The sequence below is a fragment of the Viridibacillus sp. FSL R5-0888 genome (assembly GCF_038009105.1).
GTDB lineage: Bacteria > Bacillota > Bacilli > Bacillales_A > Planococcaceae > Viridibacillus > Viridibacillus arenosi.
In genome coordinates, this window is the sequence record NZ_JBBPAU010000001.1 from 4,314,963 (window position 1) to 4,339,450 (window position 24,488).

The following is a 24,488-nucleotide window of genomic DNA, read 5'->3' on the forward strand; positions in this document are numbered from 1 at the left end:
AATACGATACCGTTTATGAGAGGATAGTTATACACTAGTTGAAATGAGGACGATCTATGATTCGGACCCTTGGCATTACTAATAATCAAGAACTAAAAATTAATTTTCCGCTAGAAGAATTACGAAATAATCCTTTTGAATGGTATTGGGTTGATTTTGATGAACCTACTGTGGAAGAAGAACTACTGCTAGACACATTCTTTCACTTTCACCCACTAGCTATTGAAGACTGTTTAATGCGATTACAACGACCAAAACTCGATTATTATGACGACTACCAATTTTTGGTTGCGCATAAGTTAAACGAAGAGACCTTTGAAGCCGAAGAGGTCAATATGTTCGTTTCCGAAAAATTTATTGTGACTTTTCATAAATCGCCAGTTCCTGAATTTGATATCGTCCGTTCACGTATACATGATCAACCACAGTATTGGGAAAGTGGCGCTATTTTCGTCGCTTATCAAGCAATAGATAAAATCGTAGATAGCTATTTCCCAATGGTCTACAACATTGAAGATCATTTAAATACAATTGAGGACGAGCTAAATTATCAAAGCAACACAAAATCTATGCGCTATGTATTTGATTTACGTAGTGATTTACTTCATATTCGACGTACCATTTTACCTATGCGCGACCTTTTATATCGTATTTTAAACTCCGAACGCTTTACATTGATCAAATCCGAACGTGCTTACTTTGTCGATATTCATGACCATTTGATAAAGCTAACAGAAATGGTTGAATCAAACCGTGAGCTTACTGCTGATATGCGAGATAGTCATATGTCTATGAATGCCAGTCGCATGAACGGCATTATGATGATCTTGACCATTATCTCATCTATTTTCATTCCACTAACCTTTATAGCTGGTGTATACGGTATGAACTTTGAAAATATGCCCGAATTACATTGGCATTACAGCTACTTTATCGTTCTAGCTATTATGCTTATTATTGCCATATCTATGTTAGTTTGGTTCAAATACAAAGGTTGGTTCGACTTATTCAAACCATAAAAAAACGCAGGCTCTCCACAATTTAAGGAGAGTTTGCGTTTTACTTTAGTTCATCGTCTTTAGCATCTTTTAAACCAAATAATACAAAAGAAATGGCACCCGAAAATAATGCTGCACCTAAGGCAATCATTATACGTGAGTTCAAAGGAACGTCTGTATAATCCTTATTCAATAACATCAACGCCGATACCACTACAACTGCCATAATTGGTAAAGCAAATTTCATCCCTCGCTTACGATCCATTGACCAATACATCCTTTTCTTCAAGACATTTCTTTTATTGTAGCATGGACAACCTACAAGAACACGGTGAAATAATATGTGACATCGTTTGTTCACTTCTCTGTGTCAGTTTTAAAGGTGCTTTTTTATAAGTAGATCCATCAAATACTCGGCGCATTACTTTATACCTCTAATATTAACTTCAAAATTCCTTATTTATTAATTAAATATTACTAAATTCTCAATAAAAAGAAATCTATATTATGTCTATAGATACGTTAAAAATGGTAGAATAGAATCATCATAAACTAAACTTCGCTTATAGTAGAATGGAGAAATTGACGTGTCAATTTGGACAATGAAAAGAACTAGAAAAGAAAAAGAACCCTATTTTCAAACAGAGCACTATATGAATCAAGTTACTTTAAATGTGACTAGACATCATGATATACAAAAACAATTTCAATTATTAGATCTAACTAAGCAAGATTTAGCTATTTTAAAGCAACTACAACCATTAACTCAAAATCTTATCAACGAAATGGTCGAGAAATTTTATGAGGCTATTAGCCAGTCAGACACTTTAATAGGAATTATTAAAAAGCATTCTGAAATCAACAAATTAAAAGTAACTTTAAAACGTCACCTATCTGAAATGTTTGAATGTAATATTAACGATGCTTACATTGAACAACGCAAAATTATTGCACAAGTACATGTTCGCATAGGACTTCAATCAAAGTGGTATATCAATTCATTTCAATCTTTAACTACATCTTTCATTCATTTTGTTAATGATCTAGAACTCAGTACTAAGGAGTCGACTTTAGCAATTAGTGCATTTTCAAAGTTAATAAATCTCGAACAACAGCTAGTTATTGAGGCTTATGAAAATGAACAAGATCGTATTAGGGATAATTCAGATGAAAAGCAACAAAAAGTTGTCATCTCAGTTCAAAGTACGGCACAAGAGCTTAGTGCTATTAGCCAAGAAACAACTGCTTCTCTACAATCTTTAGCTAGCCAATCAGATGACATTGCTCAATCAACTCAACAAGGCTTAATGTTCGTAACTTCTACTCAAGAAAAATCTGATAGTGGCAGAGAGCTATTAGACGCACAAACAAAATTGATGAACAAAATGTCTTCAAGCGTCACTTTATTAGATGAGACTATGAATAGACTACGTATTTCTTCTAATGAAATCACACAAATTGTTCGTCTAGTAACAGACATTGCAGATCAAACTAATTTGCTTGCATTAAATGCGTCGATTGAAGCAGCTCGCGCGGGCGAACATGGTAAAGGCTTCGCTGTCGTAGCTGATGAAGTACGTAAATTAGCTGAGGAAACGAAGAGTGCTGTTCGAAATGTATCACTTCTTATTAAAGACACTGAAAATAACATTGAGAATATGTCCAGTTCAGTTAAGGATGTCGATGTTCAAATCTCTAAAGGTGTTGAAATGCAAAGTACCCTTTCTCAATCATTTAACATAATTGCAGAGGCGGTTGCAGGTATAAAAGAAAAAAATGAAAATACTACTAAAGACATTACTAGTATTTCTCATTTACTTGAAGATTTGAGCCAAGGAGCTGCTCAAGTATCTGCATCATCTGACCATCTAATTGAAATTACAAGCCAATTAAATTAATAAAAACAGGCTGTTCGCTATGAGTTTCATAGTGAACAGCCTGTTTTATACTATTGATAAAATCTCTTTATTCCATAAAAACCACCAAATATAAAGAGAACTCCAACTAATATGATTGCTATAATGCACATCATTTCTGACATCATTTATCCGCCCTAACTACACTCTATTACGCTGTAATATCTCGTTTAGTGAAAACAATATAACTAATCACCATGAAAATAATTACATAAACAGATAACACGGCTAACGCTAATGCCATTGTTGTACCTTCAACTATCACATAACCATTTACAAATTGTGTTAAATCCGTATATGTGAAGAATAAATATTTTACTATTTCATATTTGCTTAAGAAAACAACAATAGTACTTCCCATAAACCATAGGAACATTGAAATCCCAATTGCTAATGCATTTGAACGGAAAACAGATCCAATCATAAATGCAAATGTTGCAGTTACGAATATATTAACTGATGAAATTAAATATAAATACAATGAGCGTAGCCAAATTGACTGTTCTACCACTTCACTGCCATTCCATTTCAAGTAACTTTCACCACTTGTATCAAATAACATAAAACCAATTATGGTGGAAGTAATCCACGTGACTGCTGCCATTACTATTCCAAATAATAATACTGTCGCGAACTTAGAAGTGAGTATTTTCCAACGTTTTACTGGTCTCGTTAATAGCATTTTAATTGTGCCTTCTGAAAATTCAATTGCCACAATTCCGGCTGCAATAACGACAACAAACATTGTAACTAGCGACAACATACCACTAGAGTTTAACACAAAACTTTCCGTACTCATGTCACTTTCAGGTGCAATATCATTTTTCAAGCGATACTCTGAAATACTTTTTTGCTCGATTAGATCTTCTTTTTCATCTTTAGATAGACCATCTTCTTTTAGCATTTTGTCATTTTCAGCAACAATAGCCTTTTCCTGTTCTTTCCAACTCAACTTTGGTGCATCTTTTCCTTCAGCATTTTCTATTGTCACTGTTCCACCTGTTGAATCCTCCGTAGAACCATACTTAGAGGATATCCACTTATTTAACCCAGCCATACCAATTACTATTACTATGAGCATGATTAACATAATCCAAGTGGCTTTTTTACGCCATAACTTCATCCACTCATTTTGAATTAGTTTCAGCAATTTGGCCACCTCCTGTCATTTCTAAGAATTGATCTTCTAACGTTTTATGATAAGGATTTATTGCATAAATATTAATGTCACTTGCAACAAGCGACTGCACTATTGCTGGAATTTGTGTTTTCTCTGCCTGTACAAGCCATCCCTTTTCATGCTGTTCAAAAGCAATACCCGCATCAGCAAAGACTGTCGTGATATTAGCATTTTGTTCTGTTTCAATATAATAGTGTGACTGCTCATCATCTTTCATTTCACGCATATCAATTAACTTACCATTTTGGATAACTGCAATTCTGTCACACATTAATTCTATTTCAGAGAGTAAGTGGCTTGATACGAAAACAGCGACGCCTTCCTCCTCCGCAATTTTACGTAAGTAGTTACGGAATTCTCGAATACCTGCTGGATCCAAGCCATTCGTAGGTTCATCTAATATTAAAAACTTCGGTTTATTTAGCAAAGCCTGTGCTAAACCTAAACGTTGACGCATCCCTAACGAGTACGTCGATACCTTTTCACGAATACGATTTTCTAAACCTACTTGGCGAATAACTTCGTTAATTCTCTCTTTTGTTACGTTTTTATTCATACGAGCGAAATGTTCCAAGTTTTTATAGCCCGATAAGTATTTATACATCTCAGGGTTTTCTACGATTACACCTACTTTGCTAATCGCTTCCTCAAAATGATTTTGGACCGACTGCCCATCGATGAAAACCTCACCGCTCGTCGGCTTCATAAGCCCTACCATCATACGGATTGTTGTCGTTTTCCCAGCACCATTTGGTCCTAAAAAGCCCGTAATTTGACCGGGATACAAAGCTAAATTTAAATCATGGATAATCTTCTTACCTTTAATTGTTTTTGATAAATTCTTGAGTTCAACAATTGGTTTATTGTCCAACTTTGTCACCTTCCTTCAATAAATTTTTCAACCATGTAATCGTATCTTGGTTGTATATTTCACGGATGTTTTCAATTTCTTCCTGACCTACAATCCTTCCTTTTTGAAGAACGATAATACTATCCAACAAAGGCTCAACTTCCCTAATTTCATGAGTCGAAAGAAAAATTGTTTGTGTTTCTGAATCTGTAAATTGAATTAGCCCTTTAATCAAATTCTCTCGTACAAGTGGGTCAAAACCCGAGAATGGTTCATCCATTAAATAATAAGATGCATCTCGCCCTAGTGTAGCTGCCATCTTCACACGCCCACGACTACCCTTTGACATATTCTTTAATTTTACATCTAATGAAATATTCAAAAATTGCGCCACAATACAAGCTTTGTCATAATGGAAGTCTACAAATTGCGTGTCGTAATATCGAAAAAGTTCTTCTCCCGTAAAGTATGGATAAAATAAATCCAAGTCAGGTAAGTAAGCGATGTGCTCAGCACTTCCTCGATTTGACCTTCTACCATCTAGCTGTACTCTTCCACTCGTAGGATGTAATAAACCAGCAATGATTTTTAGCAGTGTAGATTTACCACTACCATTTTCTCCAGCTAACCCAATAATTTTTCCTTTTGGAATGGTAAAAGAAACATCGGATAATACAGTTTTTTTGCCATATTTTTTTGAGACTTTATCAACTGTAATTATACTTACTCACCTCGTTCCTTTGATTGCAGTACCTCTATCATTTCTCTTTGAGTAAAGCCTAATGACTCCATGTTATGAATAAAGCTTTCAACTAATCCTAGCTTCATCTCTTCGCGTAATTCAGCTAGTCGCTCACGGTTTTCCGTCACGAATGTACCTTGACCACGCTTCGTTTCCGTAATATCCATTTGCTCCAACTCCTTGTATACACGCTGCATTGTATTCGCATTAACCCCGGCTTCAACAGCATACTCCCTAACTGATGGAAGGCGATCTCCCGATTTTAAGCTTCCACGAATAATATCACCGCATATACGATCTACAAGCTGTTGATAAATTGGTTTATCCTTCAAAAAATCTACACTCATCGTTGTTCAACTCCTCGGTCGAACCACTTTAACGCTATAACGTAGAAGAGAATTGTTACGATGGCATAAAATAGAATAGAACCTAAATAAAGATTCTGAATTTCTAGTGTGCCTGGGATATCAGTAATCTTTGGTACCACTTTCTCAACTACAGTCGATTTGATTTCAAACGTATAAAGCCACTTTTCCATCCATGCTAGCTCTAACATTTTTGACCAAAGTAAAGTGGCTACAATTCCAACGACCACGGTAATAAACCCAGTAAATTTCCCTGTGTAATGTCTCATTTTCATATGGAAAATCCATAACAATAACACGACAACAAACATAAACAACGAGTTTGAAACGAGTAGAAGTAGAAGATGGATCCCAAGTAAAATTAACTCTCCTAATTCAGCTATATGGCTAGCTACTAGCAAAGTAATACCCAATACACCCAACACGGTAAACACAACAATTTCAAAAAGGATACTAAAAGCAATTTTAGAGCTTATAATTTGCCCCGTCGTAGCAGGTGTATGTAACCAGACGTCTATTCTTTTAGCATCTTGATTTAAACTGATACAGAATTGGATCAATACGATAAAACTCTGTAAGAGCACCCATAAACCTGTCAACACAAGTGCGATTCCTACATACATCCCATCCCAGTCGAACATCTTCATAAGTCCTACCGGTATCAGAAAAATTGTTACCACAGTGGCCAATATAACTCCCCATATCCAAGAACGATATAATAACCATTCTCTTTGAAAAAGGCCTTTCCATTTTTCCATAAGTATCCCTCACATGTTCCAGTGTACTAGTAACATAGTACACCTAAAAAAAGGGAAAAAGCAAGTAATATTGTATTTTAATTACTAAACACCTGGTCAAAATGTTATTCATTTAAACGTTTCATCCCATGCTATTACTAAGTTTACTTCACCCTAAAATAGCATCTATTTTTTTCTGAATTTGCGTTTCTTTCTCCTCTGTCATTTCAAAACGCTTCCAAAGTTCATCACAAGTAGCAATCACTTGATTCAATGTTTGTTCTACGTGCCTTTGTGATGATTTAATACGCGAATGCAAAGACCATTCAGAGAAAATATCATCGAACACATAGTCTGCAAATGTTATAAATGAACCTCTATCGACTTGTAAATTTCCAGCTTGGATTTCCTTCACATCTAATAATTCTGTTTGGAAATTTTGAAGTGCGACCTGCGCTTTATGTATAGCATTTTCGGTATCATCTAATTCACCATGTTTTAAAGCAGTCGCAATAAAACCACCTCCTAAAAACGTATCCCATGTAGAATAACCTTCAGCATTATCTAATCGTTTTAAAGCAAACTGCAGTGATCTCTTCGCTACGTCCCCAGCTTTCATTGCTTCTTTAATTTCTCGGCGTAAAGTCGTTAGTAACGTTCTTTCTTCATACAAGTCTCCCAATAGACGACACTCTGGTAAATTATTTTTGAAAATAAAATCTTCCTTTTCCTTAATAATTGCAGACCATCTGTCTTCAATATTTTTCCATCTAGGGTTATAAAGTTCTGTTTGTATCTCTGCTAAATCAGCTTGTAAAGTCTCTTTCATCTTCTCAGCCTCACGCCACTTCGCTTCGGCTGATGCCATTTCCGACAATTCCTTTAAGCGAATTTCATCCTGCTTGCCTGTCCAAGTTCTAAACATATTTAAAAACGAAAATCGATCTAGTTTATCGACATCCTTTGTTTCTTTCTGTAACTTTCTATAATATCTTTCTGAACGTCTTCCTATCTCTTCAAGTTGTTCTTGAAGCGCAATTTGACGACGCAAAACTTTATCTCTTTTATCCATTTCAAGCTTTAATTCTGCTTGTCGACCGTCTATTTGTTGCAACATTTATTCAACTCCCCATAATTGCCTTTTATTAACATACGAAAAAGTTAATGAAATGGTTTCAGTTATTTTGATAAACTAATAGAATAATCGTGAGAGGGTGATCTTTTTGGTTACTTTATATATAACAAGACATGGACAAACAGAGTGGAATGTAGCAAAGAGGATGCAAGGTTGGTCTGACTCCCCTTTAACAGAAAAAGGACATCAAGATGCGGAGAAATTAGCTCAAAAATTAAAGAATACTCCTTTCTCAGCCGCCTATATTAGTCCAAGCGGGCGCACTGTACAAACAGCAGAAATTCTTTTAAAGGAACGCGAAGTGACAACCATTTTAGACGATGATTTAAGAGAGATTAATGCGGGAGAATGGCAAGGAATGACTTTAAGTAATATTGAATCCTCATTTCCCACCCAGTATGTGGCATATTATGAGCAGCCCGATCAGTTCAAACCCACATCCGGGGAAAGTTTCCACGATGTTGAAAAGCGGGTTCTTTCAGTTTTAAATCGTATAATTGAAGCAGACCTAGAAGGAAACGTCTTAATCGTTACACATAGCGTTGTAAAAAAATTACTTATAAACTATTTTAAAGGGAATTCATTAAACTCTCTTTGGGATCCCCCTTTTATACACGGTACGAGCTTAACCGTTGTAGAAATAGATAGTGATGGACAAGCCACTTTTAAAATGATTGGTGACACTTCACATTTCGAATAAAAAAACCGTCCTTCTATACATGATTTCATGCATGAAGGACGGCTTTTTATCAGTGTGGCATTAATCGTTTTGCTTTACGATGCTCGCGGCGTGCAGGTCCCGAATCGAATAGTCGTTTTTCCGCTTCTGTTTCAGGGAACACACCTGGCACAGGAGTAGGTTTGCCATTTTCATCAACTGCAACCATTGTTACAAAAGATTCCGTAGTTAATTTTTGTTCTCCTGTTAATAAATCTCGGGAAATTACACGTACATAAACTTCCATAGAAGATCGACCAGTAGAAGTCACTATACTTTCTAGTTCTAAAACATCACCTACATGGGCTGGTGATACGAAATCAACTGAATCAATAGAAGCTGTAACAACAGCACTTTTTGCATGTTTCATTGATGTAATTGCAGCAATTTCGTCAATATAAGCTAAAACTTTTCCTCCAAAAATAGAATTCATATGATTTGTATCCGGAGGCAGGACTAATTTCGATTGTATAGTACGGGACTCTTTCATTGGAATTGCTTCTGTCATTTTCTAAACACGCTCCTAGATCATTTTGTTTTCTCACGCTAATGTTATTTTAAAGTTAATGCGTTTGTTTTTCTACAATTCAGATTAAAATAATATCTAAAATCATTAATGACCGTTTACTAACTTAAAATTCCCTAAGGAAAACCTTCTTAGTAAACTAATGCTGCTAACAATTATAGATTTCATTTTATAGCTTCTCCAGATTGAGTCATTCGTATTCTACAAGGAATCATTAAGTTATTTTAAAGACCATTGTTTACTGTAATAAATTTCAATTCTGTCATACCTTCAACTGCAAATTTAACTCCTTCACGACCATAACCACTCATTTTCACGCCACCATATGGCATATTATCTGTACGGAATGTGGGAATATCATTAATAATTACAGATCCTGCTTCTATTTCATCGACTGCACGCATAGCATCGTCTAGCTTATTTGTGAAAATACCTGCATTCAAACCAAGGTCAGATGCGTTTAATAACTCAATAGCTTTGTCGAATGTTTCATATGGAACAATCGACACAATAGGTGCAAATACTTCTTGACAAACTACTTTCATATCTGTTTCGACATTCGTCATGACGGTCGGTGTCAACGTACGTTCAGTGAATGTTCCGCCAGTTGCAACAATTGCCCCTTGAGCTTTTGCTTCTTCAATCCACTCTGTAATTCTTGTTACTTCTTTCGGATTAATCATTGCGCTGACATCCGTCGATTTATCAAACGGATCACCTACTTTTAACTTTTCTGTTTCTGCCACGAACGCTTTTGTAAATTCATCGTAAATCGATTCATGAACAAAAATGCGTTGTAATGAAATACAAACTTGACCTGCAAAACCGAATGCCCCATTCACACAGCGTCCTACAATTTTTTCAATCTGTGCACTTGGCTCTATAATTAACCCTGCATTTGAACCAAGTTCAAGTGTGATTTTACGTAAGCCAACCTGTTCTTTGATTTTCAACCCGACAGCTCCACTTCCAGTAAATGTTACTTTTTTCACCGCTGAATTTGTAACCAGCTCCTCACTAAGCTCACTGCCGCTACCCGTGACAATTTGAAGCACACCATCTGGTAAACCCGCTTCTTTAAAAATTTCTGCCATCACAATACTGCTTAACGGCGTTTGCGTTGCTGGCTTTAGGACAACCGTATTTCCTACAGCAAGAGCTGGTCCTAATTTGTGTGCTACCAAATTAAATGGAAAGTTAAATGGTGTAATAGCAGAAACCACACCAAGGGGTACGCGCTTCGTCCAACCGATTCGATTCATTACCCCTGGTGCTGCATCCATCGGTACTGTTACACCATGTAATTGTTTTGCTTCCTCTGCTGCAAATTGATACGTAGCAATAGTACGATCCAACTCACCTAAGCTAGCTGTAATTGGTTTTCCTGCCTCTAACGTCAAAATTTCTGCTAATTCCTCACGACGTCTACGCATAATTTCAACCACACGATATAAAATTTCTGCTCGTTCATATGCCGTTGTTTTTTTATAAGATTGAAAAGCATTATGCGCTCCTTCAATAGCTTGTTTCACATCTGCTGGTGTTGCCTTTGCTACTTTAGCAATCACTTCACCACTATAAGGAGATTGTAGTTCATAGCTTTCTAATACCTCTTGCCATTTACCATCTATCCAAAGTTTCGTTTCTTCCATTTTAAGTCCTCCTATATGTAGATCACTACTCCTTCCATATTATCACTATTTTTTTGAACCAATGCAGGTGGGCGTTTAATTACCACCATTGCTATTTGCTGCAGTAGATGCACTGACAATTACAGCAGTTGAAATCATTGCAGCCTGCTGGGCCTGTAAAATAGATTCTATGGATGTGAGTACTGTCATTGTCGTTCCAGTTTGTGTTTCAATTAATTGTTTTGTTTCAAGCTGAACCGCAATAGGTAAAATCATCTCTTTATAACCCCATTTAAAGAGATTCATCTGTTCAAGGTCATAATAGACATCAACAATTTGCTGCAATAGTTCATCTTTTGCACAGATAGCCCCCAACAAACCGATTACCATATAATGCGTTCTCTTTACTTTAATACCCGCTTTTTTAAAATAATCACGTACATACAATACATTTTCTACAAGTTGCCGGTTATAACTAGCATTTGTAATGGTCATAATTTGCGAAGTCCATTGTAGTTCATCACTACTATAAAAATGATTACCCTTTAAATCTTTAAAATAATCATTCATTGTTGTAGCGCGCTCTTGTATATCCCCTTCTTGTTTACTTAGCAGCACAGCAAATGGAATATCTTCATGTGATGTAAGAAACGGATGATGCTTCCGAATTGCATCATAAAGCTCTTTTCCCCTCACCCCTTGTTCATCTTCTGATATAACATCACCATTGATAAAAAGCGCTGCTAAATAAGAATACATGGACCGCTTAAATCCTACTTGCTTCAGGATTTCTTCACGTGCTATTAATTGCCCAACTGCTGTACCTGGCATCTCATCTGTGCTATCTAAGAAAGCAACCATACTATGATGAATATGGGATCTTAGAGGTGATAATAATTTTGTCTGTGCTTTAATTTCATCTGATATCTCTATAAATCGTTTTGCATCAAAAGTACGCCCAGTTATAACATAATAGCTAGCTATAGAGATTAAAAAGCGTTTATCTACACCCCAGCTCACTGCATTTTTCAATTTTCCATATGTATCTTGTATATCCCGCTTCACTTGCACCATTTCCATATTATCCATCTCCTTTTTTAAATTATACGTATTAGTTAATGGCTGGTTTCATTTTGTTATAATGTAAATAATTTACGAATGAGGTGAGTAGCATGACAGAATTTGATATCATACAAGAAACGAAAATCTTTCAATCAAAAGACACATTAAAAGTACAACTCCAAGAACTTGGCATAGGTGCGGGTGATTCTATAATTGTTCACTCTTCCCTTAGCAAAATGGGGTGGATTGCAGGTGCTGAACAGGCCGTAATTGAGGCTTTAATGGCGATCATAACTGATAAAGGTACAATCGTTATGCCTTCCCAATCTGCTACCAATTCTGAACCATCATATTGGGCCCTACCACCTGCACCAGAGCCTTGGCATCAAGCAATTCGTGATTCAATCCCAGCTTATGATCCGCATTTATCTTCCTTGCGTGGTATGGGGAAAATAGCAGAATGCTTTCTAAGACACCCCTCAACGGTTCGTAGCATGCATCCAGCACATTCCTTTATGGCATGGGGATTAAATGCAAAAGAATGGATGAGTTCGCATCCAATTGAAAGCTCATTTGGACTTGAATCACCTCTTGGTAAAATGCTTCAACACGATATGAAGGTATTATTAATTGGTGTTGATTATGATTCTTGTACAGCACTTCATTTATCAGAGTACCTTGCAAATGTACAAAATACATCTCCTCAAGGGGCAGCTATGTTAATCGAGGGTAAGCGCCAATGGGTCACCTTTGATATGCTAAATGTAGATTCAGACCGCTTCCTTGAGATTGGTAACTCATTTGAACAGGCGCATTCTGAACATGTACATTATGGGACGTTAGGGCAAGCCATCACTAAAGTTATTGCAATGAAACCACTTATCGAATACGGTACAATCTGGCTAAATGATCATACAAAAACTCTTGAAGAATAAGGAACGCAAAAGGGTCTCTAGCTACTTAATGCTAGAGACCCTTTTCTTTTATAAAAGCTTTTTCACTTCTATATATTCTTCTTCAGTAAACGCACGCGAACGTGTTAAAAAACGTTTACCTTCAACACCTTCAAGGGAAAACATGCCTCCACGCCCATTCACAACATCAATAATAAGCTGAGTATGCTTCCAATAATCATATTGGCTTTCGTGCATATAGAAAGGAACTTCTCCTATTGAACCAAGAAGTACATCGACATCCCCTAGGATTAAATCCCCTTCTGCATAACACATCGGTGAAGAACCATCACAACATCCACCTGATTGGTGGAACATGATAGGTCCATGTTTACTTTTAAGCAAGTCGATTAACGCTAACGCCTCATCTGTTGCAATAACACGTACTACCATGCTCTGAACACACCTTTCTTAGAAGAACCCTTGTGCGCCTTCAGCGTAACTTACTAGTAAGTTTTTAGTTTGTTGGTAATGATCTAGCATCATTTTGTGATTTTCGCGGCCAATACCAGATAACTTATAACCACCAAATGCAGCATGTGCTGGGTATTGGTGATATGTGTTTGTCCAAACACGACCTGCTTGGATTTCACGACCCATGCGGTAAGCTGTATTCATATCACGGGACCAAACACCTGCACCTAATCCGTATAGAGTATCATTTGCAATTTCAAGCGCCTCTGCTTTGTCTTTGAAAGTTGTCACTGAAAGCACAGGTCCAAAAATTTCTTCTTGGAAAATGCGCATTTTGTTATTTCCTTTGAAGACAGTTGGTTTCACGTAATAACCAGTTGCAAGTTCACCATCAAGTTCGTTTTGTCCGCCACCGACTAAGCACTCTGCACCTTCTTGTTTACCAATATCAATGTATGAAAGGATTTTCTCAAGTTGTTCTTGAGAAGCTTGAGCACCCATCATGACATCGGTATCAAGAGGATTACCAATCTTAATCTCAGCAACGCGTTTTAATGCTTTTTCTATGAATCTATCATAAATAGATTCTTGGATTAAAGCACGTGAAGGACATGTACATACTTCACCTTGGTTTAGGGCAAACATAACAAAACCTTCAACCGCTTTATCTAAAAATGCATCATCTTGATCCATTACATCTTCAAAGAAGATATTTGGTGATTTACCACCAAGCTCAAGAGTTACAGGAATTAAATTTTGAGTTGCATATTGCATGATTAAACGACCAGTCGTTGTTTCACCAGTAAAAGCAATTTTACCAATTCTTGTACTTGTAGCAAGTGGTTTACCTGCTTCTAGACCAAATCCATTAACAACGTTTAATACGCCTGCTGGTAATAGATCTTGGATTAACTCTAATAATACAAGGATTGATGTTGGTGTTTGCTCAGCTGGTTTTAAAACGATACAGTTTCCTGCCGCTAATGCTGGAGCCATTTTCCAAACACCCATTAGTATAGGGAAATTCCAAGGGATAATTTGTCCAACAACACCGATTGGCTCATGGAAATGATATGCTACAGTATCATTATCAATTTGACTAATTGAACCTTCTTGAGCTCGGATAGCACCAGCGAAATATCTGAAGTGATCAATCGCCAATGGTAAATCAGCATTTAACGTTTCACGTACTGCCTTACCATTATCCCAACTCTCAGCTACAGCTAAAAGTTCGAGGTTTTCTTCTATGCGATCAGCGATTTTATTTAAGATACGCGCACGTTCAGTAACAGAAGTAGTCCCCCAACTATCTTTTGCTGCATGTGCTGCGTCTAATGCAAGTTCAATATCTTCAGCAGTTGAGCGTGCTACTTTTGTAAACACTTGCCCTGTTACTGGTGATACGTTTTCAAAATATTGACCATTAACTGGTGCTACCCATTCGCCTCCAATAAAGTTTTCATATTGCCCTTTAAAGTTGACTAAAGCACCTTCAGTATTAGGATTAGCATAAATCATTATTTATCTCCCCTTTTGCAATAATTTAAAACCGCCCACATAGAATACGCTTACATTTACATTTATTAAATATATAATCTATTATTCAAGTGGTTGTCTACAATTACTATATTCCCTTATTTTAGAATAAATTACAACTTAAAGAGCTCAATTTTTCTGAAAAGAATTTATGCTATCATGTATAATTATATTACTCAAAAAAAGGTGGAAGATTATGCGTATAAATAAGTATTTAAGCGAAGCAGGAATAGTTTCAAGACGCGGAGCTGACAAATGGATAGCAGATGGTAAAGTAACGATTAATGGTGAACCAGCAACTTTAGGAAGCCAAGTAGAAGACGGAGATAAAGTGTGTGTAGACGGTAAACCAGTCGGAAAACAAAATCAATTTGTCTACATTAAATTAAACAAACCAGTTGGTATAACAAGTACAACAGAAAAACATATTAAAGGTAATATCGTAGACTTCGTTAACCACCCACTACGAATTTTCCATATAGGTCGCTTAGATAAAGATTCAGAAGGACTTATATTATTAACAAATGATGGCGATATTGTAAATGAGATATTACGTTCTGAAAACAAACATGAAAAAGAATATATTGTTAAAGTGGATCAACCTATCACTACTCACTTCTTAAAAAGAATGGCTGAAGGCGTAGATATTTTAGATACTACTACGTTACCTTGTAAAGTTGAAAAATTATCTAGTAACACTTTTAAAATCATTTTAACGCAAGGTTTAAACCGCCAAATCCGTAGAATGTGTTCATCTTTAGGCTATGCCGTAACAAGCTTACAGCGCATCCGTATTATGAATATTGAACTCGATGGCCTACGTGTCGGTGAATGGCGTGACCTAACTGATAAAGAAAGCTCAAAGTTATTTAGTTTACTGAATTATAAACCTAAAAATTAATTTAATGGAAATGATAGATATGTGGGAGGGCTAGACAATGATTTCAATCAAGAGTACAGAAAATTTGACTGGTGCCTGCATTAGTGGCGACTTTTGGGACTTCGAAGAGCTTGTCCATGCACTGCACCACATCACGACTCTTGATGATCTACAATCCTCCTATGAAGGCGTTTGCATTAGGATTTTAGGTGTCTGCTACGATATAAGGCTTGCTGCTCAAGGTAAGCATAATATCGATTTCGTTAAAAATGGTATGCAAAAAGACATTATAAAGTCACAGAATGTCATTGTTCCTGAACAAAATGTATATCTATCCGTTGAAGTATTGTGGCCAGAATTACTTTTCACAACAATCGTTCTAAATGAATTATTCCGATTACAGCAAGAACATAACAATTGTCATGAGTGGAATCTACATATGGCTACAGTTCGGAAATTCCAAGCCAATGTAATCGACTGTCTGAAGGATTCAATGAACCCCAGTGATTTCAAGCTTTTCATTAATATGCTTCAAGTCCATCAAACATCTATAGCAGAATATGCTGTTCAATATATAGATCTCTTAAACCTGAAGTTCATTGAGATGACGCCAGAAGAAAGGCAATCAAATTTATTAACTTTTGCTTATAAAATTGCATTTGAAGACACTGAATACCTCGCATTAAAAAAACAATTACTAGAAACATCCAGGATTACCAAAATCCCCATTCATAAAATGAAGCTACCCTTAAAATACCCTAAAGAAATTAAATGGTAATTTAACGTATGGAAGGCGCAAATTGCACAGACAGAAATGTACTATTGTAATGATTCATTTTCCAGTCCCCAACAATCAAAGCGCTGGGCACTTAGCTTGTTTAGGAAGTACGTAAGGCTACTAAATTCAATAGTAGCCTTATTCATTAGCTTATTTTATTCAACGCTTTTGAGATGGAATAGAAATAATCATCAAGTGCTTTCAACTCCTCATCACACAAATCATCCATTCTATAGGATAAATATAATTTTTTTAGATTTTTTAACACTCTTAAAAAATCTAGTGCTAAAACTTTTGGAGTTGTTTTAGCTAAAGTATTTTCACCCTTTAAGGGATGAACAGTAATATTTACATCATGATTGTTGATTTTAAAAGCTAACTTATTATCACAAGTCTTCCCGAAATCAGAATAGCTGGATTGCTTCTGTTGTAATAATAAATTTAGGATTCCTTCGCACATACTTTCTATTAACATAAAATGGTGCATTGTTTCGAATTCACACTTACCATTATCACCATAAGCAAACGTGAGAATAGCATTAAATTCAAATAGATTCGACCAGTGCACTTCTCCATCATGGATATCTATAAATGAGTCGTCATTATCCAATATGGTTATCTTAATCATTAGTATTCACTCCAGACTTAATAGCTATTTATCACATTATGGTTTATAGATTTTGCTAACGTATAGACCTGCAATAAGACCCTATAAATTTTATATTTTTACATTACATAAAAACACCTTCGATTAGTTGTACGTATTGTTTACATACTGGTTCCGAAGGTGTTTCTATTTTTTTATAAATTAAAGTTGAGACATATTTTTTACAACCCACCTAGATATGCGGCTTTAACTTGCTCAGTTTCCTTCAGTTCTTTTGCTGTTCCGGATAACACTACTCGCCCAGTCTCAATAACATAAGCTCGGTCAGCAACAGATAATGCCATATGTGCATTTTGTTCCACAAGTAGTATTGTAGTGCCTTCTTTATTTATTTCCTTTACAATACTAAAAATCGTTTTTACCATAAGAGGCGCAAGCCCCATAGATGGCTCATCAAGCAATAATAACTTTGGTTTTGCCATAATTGCACGACCCATTGCGAGCATTTGTTGCTCACCGCCAGATAAAGTACCTGACTGTTGTTTACGACGTTCTAGCAAACGAGGGAATAGCTCAAAAACCCGTTGTAAATCCTTTGCTATGCCTCCTTTATCTTTACGTAAATAGGCACCTAACTCCAGGTTTTCCTCAACTGTCATATTTGCAAATACACGACGTCCCTCAGGAACATGTGAAATACCTGCTTTAACAATAGACTGTGCTTGCTTCCCTGCAATAGAAGAACCTAAATACTCAATTGTTCCCTGCTTAGGTTTTAACAATCCTGATAATGTTTTTAATAGCGTACTTTTACCCGCGCCATTTGCACCGATTAATGTTACGATTTCACCTTCATTTACCTCCAAGGAGACGCCTTTTATTGCTTGAATATTGCCATAATATACATTGATGTCATTTACTTTAAGCATATTATTCTGTAACCTCCTCACCAAGGTAAGCTTCAATAACCTTTGGATTGTTGCGAATTTCTTCGGGAATACCATCCGCGATTAATTGACCATGATCCAATACATAAATTCGTTCGCAAATGCCCATTACCAATCCCATATCATGCTCAATTAATAAGATAGTTAAATCGAATCTCTTTCGAATTAATGCAATTAACTCCATCAAGTCTTTTGTTTCTTGTGGATTCATACCTGCTGCAGGTTCATCAAGAAGCAGTAGTTTTGGACCTGCAGCTAGTGCACGTGCAATTTCAAGTCGACGCTGCATTCCATACGGTAAGTTTTTTGCTAATTCGTCTTTGTATTTATCTAGACCAAATATTTTCAAGAATTCAATCGATATCTCTTCCATTTTGGCTTCTCCAGAAAAAAAGCTAGGCAAACGAAATACTGAACTGAATATGGAGTGCTTTGCTAACGAATGATTTGCTACTTTAACATTATCTAATACAGATAATTCTTTAAATAGACGGATGTTTTGGAATGTACGACTGACACCACTTTTTGTTACTTGGTGCGGTGACATATTATTTGTTCGCTTGCCATCAAATAATATGTCACCTTCAGTAGGTTTATAAACACCCGTTAGCATATTGAAGCTCGTGGTTTTACCGGCACCATTAGGACCAATTAAACCGATTAATTCGCCTTGAAATAGCTCTAGATTCAAACCTTGCACGGCCTTTAATCCACCGAATTGAATGCCGACATTTTCTACTTTTAGAAGAAGGTTATTGGTCATCTATATTACCTCCTTTAGAACGCTTCCCGAATCTAAAATAGTCTGTTATTTCTTTTGTCCCCATCAAACCTGATGGACGATAAAGCATTACGATAATTAATACTAAACTATAAATAATCATACGCGTTTCTGGGAATTCCGTTAGATACATTGAGACAACTGTCAAAAGTATCGCTGCAATAATTGCACCTGACATACTCCCTAAACCACCTAATACAACGTAAATCAAAATATCAAAAGATTTTAAAAAGCCGAATTGCGAAGGTTGAATGATATAGAAGTTATGTGAGAACAAACCACCTGCAAGGCCCGCAAAGAATGAACCTAACGCAAAGGCAACAACTTTATAATAGGTTGTGTTAATCCCCATAGCATCTGCTGCAATCTCATCTTCACGAACAGCTATACAAGCTCGGCCATGCCTAGATTTTGTAAAGTTCGCAATAATAATGACTGTAATAAAAACACCAAAGAATGCATAAGTCCATGTAGTCATTTGTGTAATCTGCATACCTGCTGCGCCACCAACATAATCCGTGTTTAAGAAAATAATTCGGATAATTTCGGCAAAACCGAGAGTCGCAATTGCTAAATAATCACCTTTTAAGCGTAAAGATGGAATACCTACAATTAATCCTGCAAGTGCCGCTACAACTGCACCAATAAATAGTGCAACTGGGAATGGTAGCCCTAAATTCATCGTACAAATCGCTGAAATGTAAGCACCTACCGCTAAGAATCCTGCATGACCAATCGAGAATTGTCCCGTAATCCCAATGACAAGATGTAAACTTACAGCCAAAGTGATATTGATGGCAATCGTAATTAATAAATTTGAGTAATACATATCCAGTTGTTCGCTAGTAATCATGAATTGAACAATCGCGTAAACGACAAGAGCAATAATTGTATATAGCCAAAATACTTTAGACTTTTTCATAAGTACCACTCACCTACACTTTCTCACGGGTGTTTTTACCAAAGATACCCGACGGTCTAAAGATTAGAATTAAAATTAAGATTACAAATGCCGCAGCATCCCGCCATAAAGAGAAACCAAGAGCACTAACAATTGACTCTACAACTCCTAGTACCATACCACCGGCCATTGCACCAGGGATAATACCAATTCCACCAAGCACTGCAGCTACGAAAGCTTTAACTCCTGGAATAACCCCCATTAATGGGTCAATTTTTGTATAATATACACCGAAAATTACACCTGCGGCTCCAGCTAATGCTGAGCCAATAGCAAAGGTAGCAGAAATTGTATTATCCACATTGATACCCATTAATCGGGCTGCCTCTACATCATGTGATACTGCACGCATCGCCTTGCCAATTTTCGTTTTATGTACAATAAATTGTAGTATGATCATTAAACTTAATGAGACTGACAAAATCATAATTGACTGAGCACTAATTTGAGCTCCCAAAAAATTGAATGTACTTTTTGATAAGACATCTGGATACGCTTCTGGTTGAGCTCCGCGGAAATAAATTACACTGTATTCGATTAACAATGACACACCGATTGCTGTGATTAATGCCGCTATTCTCGTAGCATTACGAAGTCTTTTATATGCAATCCGCTCAATGAGTACTCCAAAAATCGCACACACTACCATCGCTAAAAGCAACGCCGGGAAAAAACCTAAACCCCATCCTGATATTGCATAAAACCCGATAAATGCACCGATCATGAATACATCACCGTGCGCAAAGTTAATTAGCTTGATAATACCGTAAACCATCGTATAACCTAATGCGATTAATGCATAAATACTACCGAGTGAAATACCATTTACTAGTTGTTGCACCCATTCCATTAAAATCTCACTCCTTTTAAACCCGCATCGGGCAATTTAAAACGCGAAAAGGGAGGTCTGTGCCTCCCCTTTCGGTTAGAAAATCATTAAGGATTAACTTTAGAGTTGAACACTTGTTTACCGTCTTTAAATTCAAGAACTGTTGCTGTTTTCACTGGATGATGATTTTCATCAACTGAGAATGTACCCGTTACTAATGGCAAATCTTTTGTTGCCGCTAACTCTTTTTGAACTGCTTCACCATCTGTTGATCCTGCACGTTCAATTGCATCTTTTAACCAATAAACTGTGTCATAACCAAGAGCGTTAAATGCATCTGGTGCTTTATCTTTATTTGCATCTTTAAATGCTGATACGAACTTTTGAATCTTTTCATCTGGATCTTCAGAAGAATAATGGTTTGTAAAGAATGTGTTGTTTAATGCATCTTTACCAGCTAATTCAACCATTTTTGGTGAATCCCAACCGTCTCCACCCATAAGAGGTACATCAATACCTGCTTCACGAGCTTGTTTCACAATTAAGCCAACCTCTTCATAGTAACCAGGGATATAAATGAATTCTGGTTTCTTTGATTTTAAACGCGTTAATATAGATTTGAAATCTGTATCTTTAGCTATATACGCTTCTTCAGCTACTACTTTACCGCCATTAGCTTCAACTGTTTCTTTAAATGATTTAGCTAAGCCCTTTGCATAATCACTAGAGCTATCAGCATAAATTGCTACGTTCTTAAGCTTTAAATCTTTTGTTGCATAATTTGCCGCAATTTGCCCTTGGAAGGGATCAATGAAACAAGTACGGAATGCATAATCATTGACAGAGCCATCCTCGTTTACTGTAACAGTTGTAGATGTAGCAGATGGTCCAATGATTGGCATTTTGTTTTTCTCTGCAATTTGTACAGCCGCTACTGTATTACCTGATGTTGCGGAACCAATTTGTGCTACTACCTTTTCTTGAGTTGCTAATTTAATCGCTGCTGATGTTGCTTCAGCTGCATCTGATTTGTTATCAATTTTAACGGTCTTAATTTGTTTACCATCAATACCGCCTGCTTTATTAATCTCATCAATTGCTAATTCAGCCCCTGCTGCAACACCTGAACCGTAAGATGCTACGCCACCTGATAGCTCTAAGTTCATACCAATTTTAATAACGTCACTGTCTTTACCACCTCCGCTACCTCCACTAGTTGCACCATCTTTTTCACCACAACCTGCTAAAACACCTATGATTAATGAAGAAGCTAGGAATACTGAAGCAAATCTTTTAAGTTTGTTTTTTGATATCATATGAATCCCCCTTTAAGTATAATACTATATTTTTAGATATTTCTGATAATTATAAACAATTAGGTTACTATAAGCAATACAGTAAAATAATTTTTAATGGATTATCAGTTTTTTACAGGTTTCAAAGTACATTCAATATATTAAAACATTCTTACAATTCCGTCTATATTATTTTTCAGTTTATTTAAAATATTCTTATATATTATGTTGATATTATTATTTTATACTATTTATATACTATTATCCTTTTCAAATAGTATATTTATGTCATTTTATACTCATAAAGAAACCTCGAGAAATATAATATCCCTCGAGGTTTCTTTATTAAAATTAGTTATTTTCTTTTTTCGATAATTTCCCTGGCCAAAATGCGAAGCGACCAGAAACAGTTGTTAATGCTGGTACTAATAATGGACGAACAATAAAAGTATCTAACAAAATACCAATTGCAGTCACAACACCAAATTGTACAAGTACCTGAATTGGCAATGTTGCCAATACAGCAAATGTTCCAGCTAAAATTAGCCCTGCGGATGTAATGACACTACTTGTATGAACAACACCGTCAGCCACTGCATCCTTATGGCTTTGAGTCCGTCGTTTCTTCCATATCTCTGACACCATGAAAATATTATAATCTTCACCTAATGCTACTAAAAATACGAACGAATACAGTGGGATGGATCCCTGTATTGCATCTGCTCCAAAACCATAATGTAACACTAGCCATCCTGCACCCAATGCACCTAAAAATGAAAGAACAACAGTACCTAATAGATAAACAGTTGCTGTAATTGAGCGCAAATACACTAATAATAGTAATGCTATGATAGCAATCATTGTTGGCATAATAACTGATTCATCTCGGGCAATCGTCGTTTTTGTATCATATTGAGTGGCAGTTTCTCCACCAATCCAAAAACTATTTGTGGCATTCTCTATATCAGCTTCTTTTAATAACGAATTAACTTCCTTCTTCAAATCAGGAATATGCTCTAATGATTCAGCGGAATATGGATTATCAGAAAGTGTTAACTCATACAACTGAATATCTTTATTATTACTGCCTTGACGTACATCATTTACGCCGTCTATATAATCTAATTTAGCAAGATTTTTTTGTAAATTTACATCTTTACCTTTTGTATCAACAATTATCTTCACAGGAGCGAGTTCTCCAGGAGAAAAGTTGTCTGAAATAAGCTTAAATCCTTCTCTTGATTCCATCTCTTCGGGGAATGAAGAAAGAATATCGAAAGTAAATTGTACTCGTGGCACGAAAGCTGCTAAGCCTCCAAGTAAAATTACAGTTGCCGTAATAACAAGCCAGGGCCTATGTGTTACTAAATGACCCACTTTGCGGCTAAATTTATGCTGTGGCTTCGGTTCTTTATAAGGTTTATTTTTTTTCTTAGCTCTAGCTTTTTCCATATCCACTGTACGTGGCACAAACGGATAAAATGCTATACGTCCAAATAAGACTAGCAATGCGGGTAATAAGGTTAGCGCTGCAATTCCCATAACTAATATTGCAAAACTAAATGGTACTGCGAATCTTTGGAAAGAACCATAATGTGCGAGTCCAAGCGTTCCTAGACCAATAACAACTGTCAAAGCACTCATAGCAATGGCGCCACCTGAATCTCTAATAGCAAGTTTCATCGCTTTGTACTTATCTTCTTCATCTAGTAATATTTCACGATATTTTGATATTAAAAATAAACAATAATCGGTTCCTGCCCCGAAGAGTAGAACAGTCATAATTGATACTGCCTGGGCATCCTTACTAATCCATCCTTGCTCAGCAAAAAAACCTAATGAAGGACTAATAATCCCGTAAGCAAATCCAACGATAATAAGTGGAATGATTGCTAGTAGCGGTGATCTGTATAACAAAATAAGTAGAACTAAAACAAGTAATACTGTGGCAATCATTAGTTTAATATCTGCTGAAGAGAACAAACTAACTGCATCTATTTGAATTCCAACTGGTCCTGATAGACGTAGCTGTAATTCATCGCTACTTAATTTTGCAGTGAACGGGTCTTTCCCTAATTCTTCTTTTACAAGTTTTTTAAATTCATCTGTGCTTTTTTCAAGGTCATCTGTAATAGCATCTTTATCAAAGAAAATAGGCGTTACAATTGTTGTACCATTTTCAGATGCACTTGCAGCTAAAGCTTGAGGTGGTAAATTCCCTAATGGTGGTAATACTGTTTGTTGCTCTAATGGGTTATCAGCTAATTTCTTATATACATTTTGAATAGCTGTATAATCATCTTTCGATAATTTCCCACCTCTATGCCATACAACTAATAATGGATTACCCGAGTCATCGGAAAACTCCTGATCGATTAACTTAGCAGCTTGTTGAGACATTGCATCAGCTGGGACATTTTCAGCTGAATCATTATCAATGCTGTTTACTTGTGGCCACATGAATGATAAAACTGTTACGAGCAATACCCACGTTATAAGTGCAATCCAACGTGACTTCTTTCCTCCAACTAATTCACCCCATGCTTCTAATGGATGTTTTTTCACGCTTTACCACCTTCCTAATACATTTGTTTTTATTATATATACTGGTTAGTTAATTTTTCAAGTGGTTTCACTTAATATGATA

The 24,488-nt window shown here is 36.2% G+C and carries 25 protein-coding genes; 6 read left to right on the top strand and 19 right to left on the bottom strand.

All coding sequences use genetic code 11. The features are described from left to right. The first annotated feature begins 56 nt into the window (after nucleotides 1–56). The gene (gene corA / locus MKY02_RS21335; protein WP_038178989.1) at nucleotides 57–1,019 is read left to right on the top strand and encodes a magnesium/cobalt transporter CorA; all 963 of its coding nucleotides are present in this window, start codon (nucleotides 57–59) and stop codon (nucleotides 1,017–1,019) included. 40 nt (nucleotides 1,020–1,059) lie between these two features. Here corA and MKY02_RS21340 read toward each other — a convergent pair whose 3' ends face one another. Further along, the gene (locus tag MKY02_RS21340) at nucleotides 1,060–1,263 is read right to left on the bottom strand and encodes a hypothetical protein (RefSeq protein ID WP_038178987.1); all 204 of its coding nucleotides are present in this window, start codon (nucleotides 1,261–1,263) and stop codon (nucleotides 1,060–1,062) included. Between the two features lie 322 nt (nucleotides 1,264–1,585). Between MKY02_RS21340 and MKY02_RS21345 the strand changes: the two genes are divergently transcribed. Beyond that, nucleotides 1,586–2,896, top strand: coding sequence for a globin-coupled sensor protein (locus tag MKY02_RS21345; protein ID WP_246832144.1), 1,311 nt, complete (start codon nucleotides 1,586–1,588; stop codon nucleotides 2,894–2,896). A 169-nt stretch (nucleotides 2,897–3,065) separates the two neighbouring features. Here the strand turns inward: MKY02_RS21345 and MKY02_RS21350 are convergent, their stop codons facing one another. From MKY02_RS21350 to MKY02_RS21375, 6 genes are all read right to left on the bottom strand, one after another. Beyond that, nucleotides 3,066–4,064 (bottom strand): ABC transporter permease subunit, encoded by a 999-nt coding sequence (locus MKY02_RS21350; protein ID WP_038178985.1) that lies wholly within the window; start codon nucleotides 4,062–4,064, stop codon nucleotides 3,066–3,068. Continuing rightward, complete coding sequence (locus MKY02_RS21355) at nucleotides 4,042–4,965, bottom strand: ABC transporter ATP-binding protein (RefSeq protein ID WP_038178983.1); 924 nt, start codon at nucleotides 4,963–4,965, stop codon at nucleotides 4,042–4,044. The genes MKY02_RS21350 and MKY02_RS21355 overlap by 23 nt, the downstream gene beginning before the upstream one ends. After that, complete coding sequence (locus MKY02_RS21360) at nucleotides 4,955–5,665, bottom strand: ABC transporter ATP-binding protein (protein WP_038178982.1); 711 nt, start codon at nucleotides 5,663–5,665, stop codon at nucleotides 4,955–4,957. The genes MKY02_RS21355 and MKY02_RS21360 overlap by 11 nt, the downstream gene beginning before the upstream one ends. A 2-nt stretch (nucleotides 5,666–5,667) precedes the next feature. Then, nucleotides 5,668–6,033, bottom strand: a complete 366-nt coding sequence (locus MKY02_RS21365; protein WP_038178979.1) for a GntR family transcriptional regulator — start codon at nucleotides 6,031–6,033, stop codon at nucleotides 5,668–5,670. Continuing rightward, a complete protein-coding gene (locus MKY02_RS21370) occupies nucleotides 6,030–6,809 on the bottom strand; it encodes a hypothetical protein (RefSeq protein WP_038178977.1) in 780 nt (259 codons plus the stop codon). The genes MKY02_RS21365 and MKY02_RS21370 overlap by 4 nt, the downstream gene beginning before the upstream one ends. 148 nt (nucleotides 6,810–6,957) lie before the next feature. Beyond that, nucleotides 6,958–7,905, bottom strand: a complete 948-nt coding sequence (locus MKY02_RS21375) for a hypothetical protein (RefSeq protein WP_340711661.1) — start codon at nucleotides 7,903–7,905, stop codon at nucleotides 6,958–6,960. 106 nt (nucleotides 7,906–8,011) lie between these two features. Between MKY02_RS21375 and MKY02_RS21380 the strand changes: the two genes are divergently transcribed. Then, complete coding sequence (locus MKY02_RS21380; RefSeq protein ID WP_038178973.1) at nucleotides 8,012–8,623, top strand: histidine phosphatase family protein; 612 nt, start codon at nucleotides 8,012–8,014, stop codon at nucleotides 8,621–8,623. Nucleotides 8,624–8,672: 49 nt separating this feature from the next. Here the strand turns inward: MKY02_RS21380 and MKY02_RS21385 are convergent, their stop codons facing one another. The 3 genes from MKY02_RS21385 to MKY02_RS21395 all read right to left on the bottom strand — a co-directional run bounded on the left by MKY02_RS21385 (nucleotide 8,673) and on the right by MKY02_RS21395 (nucleotide 11,878). Next, nucleotides 8,673–9,149 (bottom strand): acyl-CoA thioesterase, encoded by a 477-nt coding sequence (locus MKY02_RS21385; RefSeq protein ID WP_038178972.1) that lies wholly within the window; start codon nucleotides 9,147–9,149, stop codon nucleotides 8,673–8,675. A gap of 242 nt (nucleotides 9,150–9,391) precedes the next feature. After that, nucleotides 9,392–10,819, bottom strand: coding sequence for an aldehyde dehydrogenase family protein (locus MKY02_RS21390; RefSeq protein ID WP_340711662.1), 1,428 nt, complete (start codon nucleotides 10,817–10,819; stop codon nucleotides 9,392–9,394). A gap of 75 nt (nucleotides 10,820–10,894) precedes the next feature. Next, complete coding sequence (locus MKY02_RS21395; protein WP_038178970.1) at nucleotides 10,895–11,878, bottom strand: DUF4003 family protein; 984 nt, start codon at nucleotides 11,876–11,878, stop codon at nucleotides 10,895–10,897. 92 nt (nucleotides 11,879–11,970) lie between these two features. Between MKY02_RS21395 and MKY02_RS21400 the strand changes: the two genes are divergently transcribed. Next, nucleotides 11,971–12,795, top strand: a complete 825-nt coding sequence (locus MKY02_RS21400; RefSeq protein WP_340711663.1) for an aminoglycoside N(3)-acetyltransferase — start codon at nucleotides 11,971–11,973, stop codon at nucleotides 12,793–12,795. 48 nt (nucleotides 12,796–12,843) lie between these two features. On the opposite strand, the gene MKY02_RS21405 is transcribed toward MKY02_RS21400, so the two are convergent. Further along, nucleotides 12,844–13,206 (bottom strand): DUF779 domain-containing protein, encoded by a 363-nt coding sequence (locus MKY02_RS21405; RefSeq protein ID WP_340711664.1) that lies wholly within the window; start codon nucleotides 13,204–13,206, stop codon nucleotides 12,844–12,846. Nucleotides 13,207–13,224: 18 nt separating this feature from the next. Continuing rightward, a complete protein-coding gene (adh, locus tag MKY02_RS21410) occupies nucleotides 13,225–14,745 on the bottom strand; it encodes an aldehyde dehydrogenase (protein WP_340711665.1) in 1,521 nt (506 codons plus the stop codon). Nucleotides 14,746–14,959: 214 nt separating this feature from the next. Between adh and rluF the strand changes: the two genes are divergently transcribed. Beyond that, complete coding sequence (gene rluF, locus MKY02_RS21415; RefSeq protein ID WP_038178966.1) at nucleotides 14,960–15,664, top strand: 23S rRNA pseudouridine(2604) synthase RluF; 705 nt, start codon at nucleotides 14,960–14,962, stop codon at nucleotides 15,662–15,664. A gap of 37 nt (nucleotides 15,665–15,701) precedes the next feature. Beyond that, entirely contained in the window at nucleotides 15,702–16,421 is a 720-nt protein-coding gene (locus tag MKY02_RS21420) for a DUF6904 family protein (protein ID WP_038178965.1), read from the top strand. A 145-nt stretch (nucleotides 16,422–16,566) separates the two neighbouring features. Here MKY02_RS21420 and MKY02_RS21425 read toward each other — a convergent pair whose 3' ends face one another. The 7 genes from MKY02_RS21425 to MKY02_RS21455 form a co-directional block, all read right to left on the bottom strand. Next, complete coding sequence (locus MKY02_RS21425; RefSeq protein ID WP_038178964.1) at nucleotides 16,567–17,049, bottom strand: hypothetical protein; 483 nt, start codon at nucleotides 17,047–17,049, stop codon at nucleotides 16,567–16,569. 200 nt (nucleotides 17,050–17,249) lie between these two features. After that, nucleotides 17,250–17,957 (bottom strand): ABC transporter ATP-binding protein, encoded by a 708-nt coding sequence (locus tag MKY02_RS21430; protein WP_340711666.1) that lies wholly within the window; start codon nucleotides 17,955–17,957, stop codon nucleotides 17,250–17,252. Nucleotide 17,958: 1 nt separating this feature from the next. Then, nucleotides 17,959–18,738: an ABC transporter ATP-binding protein gene (locus MKY02_RS21435; protein ID WP_340711667.1), complete on the bottom strand. Its 780-nt coding sequence runs from the start codon at nucleotides 18,736–18,738 to the stop codon at nucleotides 17,959–17,961. Continuing rightward, nucleotides 18,728–19,678, bottom strand: a complete 951-nt coding sequence (locus tag MKY02_RS21440) for a branched-chain amino acid ABC transporter permease (protein ID WP_038178958.1) — start codon at nucleotides 19,676–19,678, stop codon at nucleotides 18,728–18,730. Before MKY02_RS21440 ends, MKY02_RS21435 begins: the two co-directional genes overlap by 11 nt. A 13-nt stretch (nucleotides 19,679–19,691) precedes the next feature. After that, on the bottom strand, nucleotides 19,692–20,567 hold the full coding sequence (locus MKY02_RS21445; protein ID WP_038178956.1) for a branched-chain amino acid ABC transporter permease: 876 nt from the start codon (nucleotides 20,565–20,567) through the stop codon (nucleotides 19,692–19,694). 86 nt (nucleotides 20,568–20,653) lie between these two features. Further along, complete coding sequence (locus MKY02_RS21450) at nucleotides 20,654–21,862, bottom strand: ABC transporter substrate-binding protein (protein ID WP_038178954.1); 1,209 nt, start codon at nucleotides 21,860–21,862, stop codon at nucleotides 20,654–20,656. A gap of 330 nt (nucleotides 21,863–22,192) precedes the next feature. After that, nucleotides 22,193–24,406 carry an MMPL family transporter gene (locus tag MKY02_RS21455; RefSeq protein ID WP_340711668.1) on the bottom strand — a complete coding sequence of 738 codons (2,214 nt, stop codon included), beginning with the start codon at nucleotides 24,404–24,406 and terminating at the stop codon, nucleotides 22,193–22,195. Between the last annotated feature and the right edge of the window lie 82 nt (nucleotides 24,407–24,488).

Bases quoted from the DNA above. Each gene is read 5' to 3' on its own strand.
- rluF (WP_038178966.1), top strand. From the start codon at position 14,960: ATGCGTATAAATAAGTATTTAAGCGAAGCAGGAATAGTTTCAAGACGC.
- MKY02_RS21445 (WP_038178956.1), bottom strand. From the start codon at position 20,567: ATGGAATGGGTGCAACAACTAGTAAATGGTATTTCACTCGGTAGTATT.
- MKY02_RS21375 (WP_340711661.1), bottom strand. From the start codon at position 7,905: ATGTTGCAACAAATAGACGGTCGACAAGCAGAATTAAAGCTTGAAATG.
- MKY02_RS21435 (WP_340711667.1), bottom strand. From the start codon at position 18,738: ATGACCAATAACCTTCTTCTAAAAGTAGAAAATGTCGGCATTCAATTC.
- MKY02_RS21405 (WP_340711664.1), bottom strand. From the start codon at position 13,206: ATGGTAGTACGTGTTATTGCAACAGATGAGGCGTTAGCGTTAATCGAC.
- MKY02_RS21390 (WP_340711662.1), bottom strand. From the start codon at position 10,819: ATGGAAGAAACGAAACTTTGGATAGATGGTAAATGGCAAGAGGTATTA.
- MKY02_RS21365 (WP_038178979.1), bottom strand. From the start codon at position 6,033: ATGAGTGTAGATTTTTTGAAGGATAAACCAATTTATCAACAGCTTGTA.
- MKY02_RS21340 (WP_038178987.1), bottom strand. From the start codon at position 1,263: ATGGATCGTAAGCGAGGGATGAAATTTGCTTTACCAATTATGGCAGTT.
- MKY02_RS21440 (WP_038178958.1), bottom strand. From the start codon at position 19,678: ATGAAAAAGTCTAAAGTATTTTGGCTATATACAATTATTGCTCTTGTC.
- MKY02_RS21425 (WP_038178964.1), bottom strand. From the start codon at position 17,049: ATGATTAAGATAACCATATTGGATAATGACGACTCATTTATAGATATC.
- MKY02_RS21420 (WP_038178965.1), top strand. From the start codon at position 15,702: ATGATTTCAATCAAGAGTACAGAAAATTTGACTGGTGCCTGCATTAGT.
- adh (WP_340711665.1), bottom strand. From the start codon at position 14,745: ATGATTTATGCTAATCCTAATACTGAAGGTGCTTTAGTCAACTTTAAA.
- MKY02_RS21400 (WP_340711663.1), top strand. From the start codon at position 11,971: ATGACAGAATTTGATATCATACAAGAAACGAAAATCTTTCAATCAAAA.
- MKY02_RS21395 (WP_038178970.1), bottom strand. From the start codon at position 11,878: ATGGAAATGGTGCAAGTGAAGCGGGATATACAAGATACATATGGAAAA.
- MKY02_RS21430 (WP_340711666.1), bottom strand. From the start codon at position 17,957: ATGCTTAAAGTAAATGACATCAATGTATATTATGGCAATATTCAAGCA.
- MKY02_RS21385 (WP_038178972.1), bottom strand. From the start codon at position 9,149: ATGACAGAAGCAATTCCAATGAAAGAGTCCCGTACTATACAATCGAAA.
- corA (WP_038178989.1), top strand. From the start codon at position 57: ATGATTCGGACCCTTGGCATTACTAATAATCAAGAACTAAAAATTAAT.
- MKY02_RS21450 (WP_038178954.1), bottom strand. From the start codon at position 21,862: ATGATATCAAAAAACAAACTTAAAAGATTTGCTTCAGTATTCCTAGCT.
- MKY02_RS21370 (WP_038178977.1), bottom strand. From the start codon at position 6,809: ATGGAAAAATGGAAAGGCCTTTTTCAAAGAGAATGGTTATTATATCGT.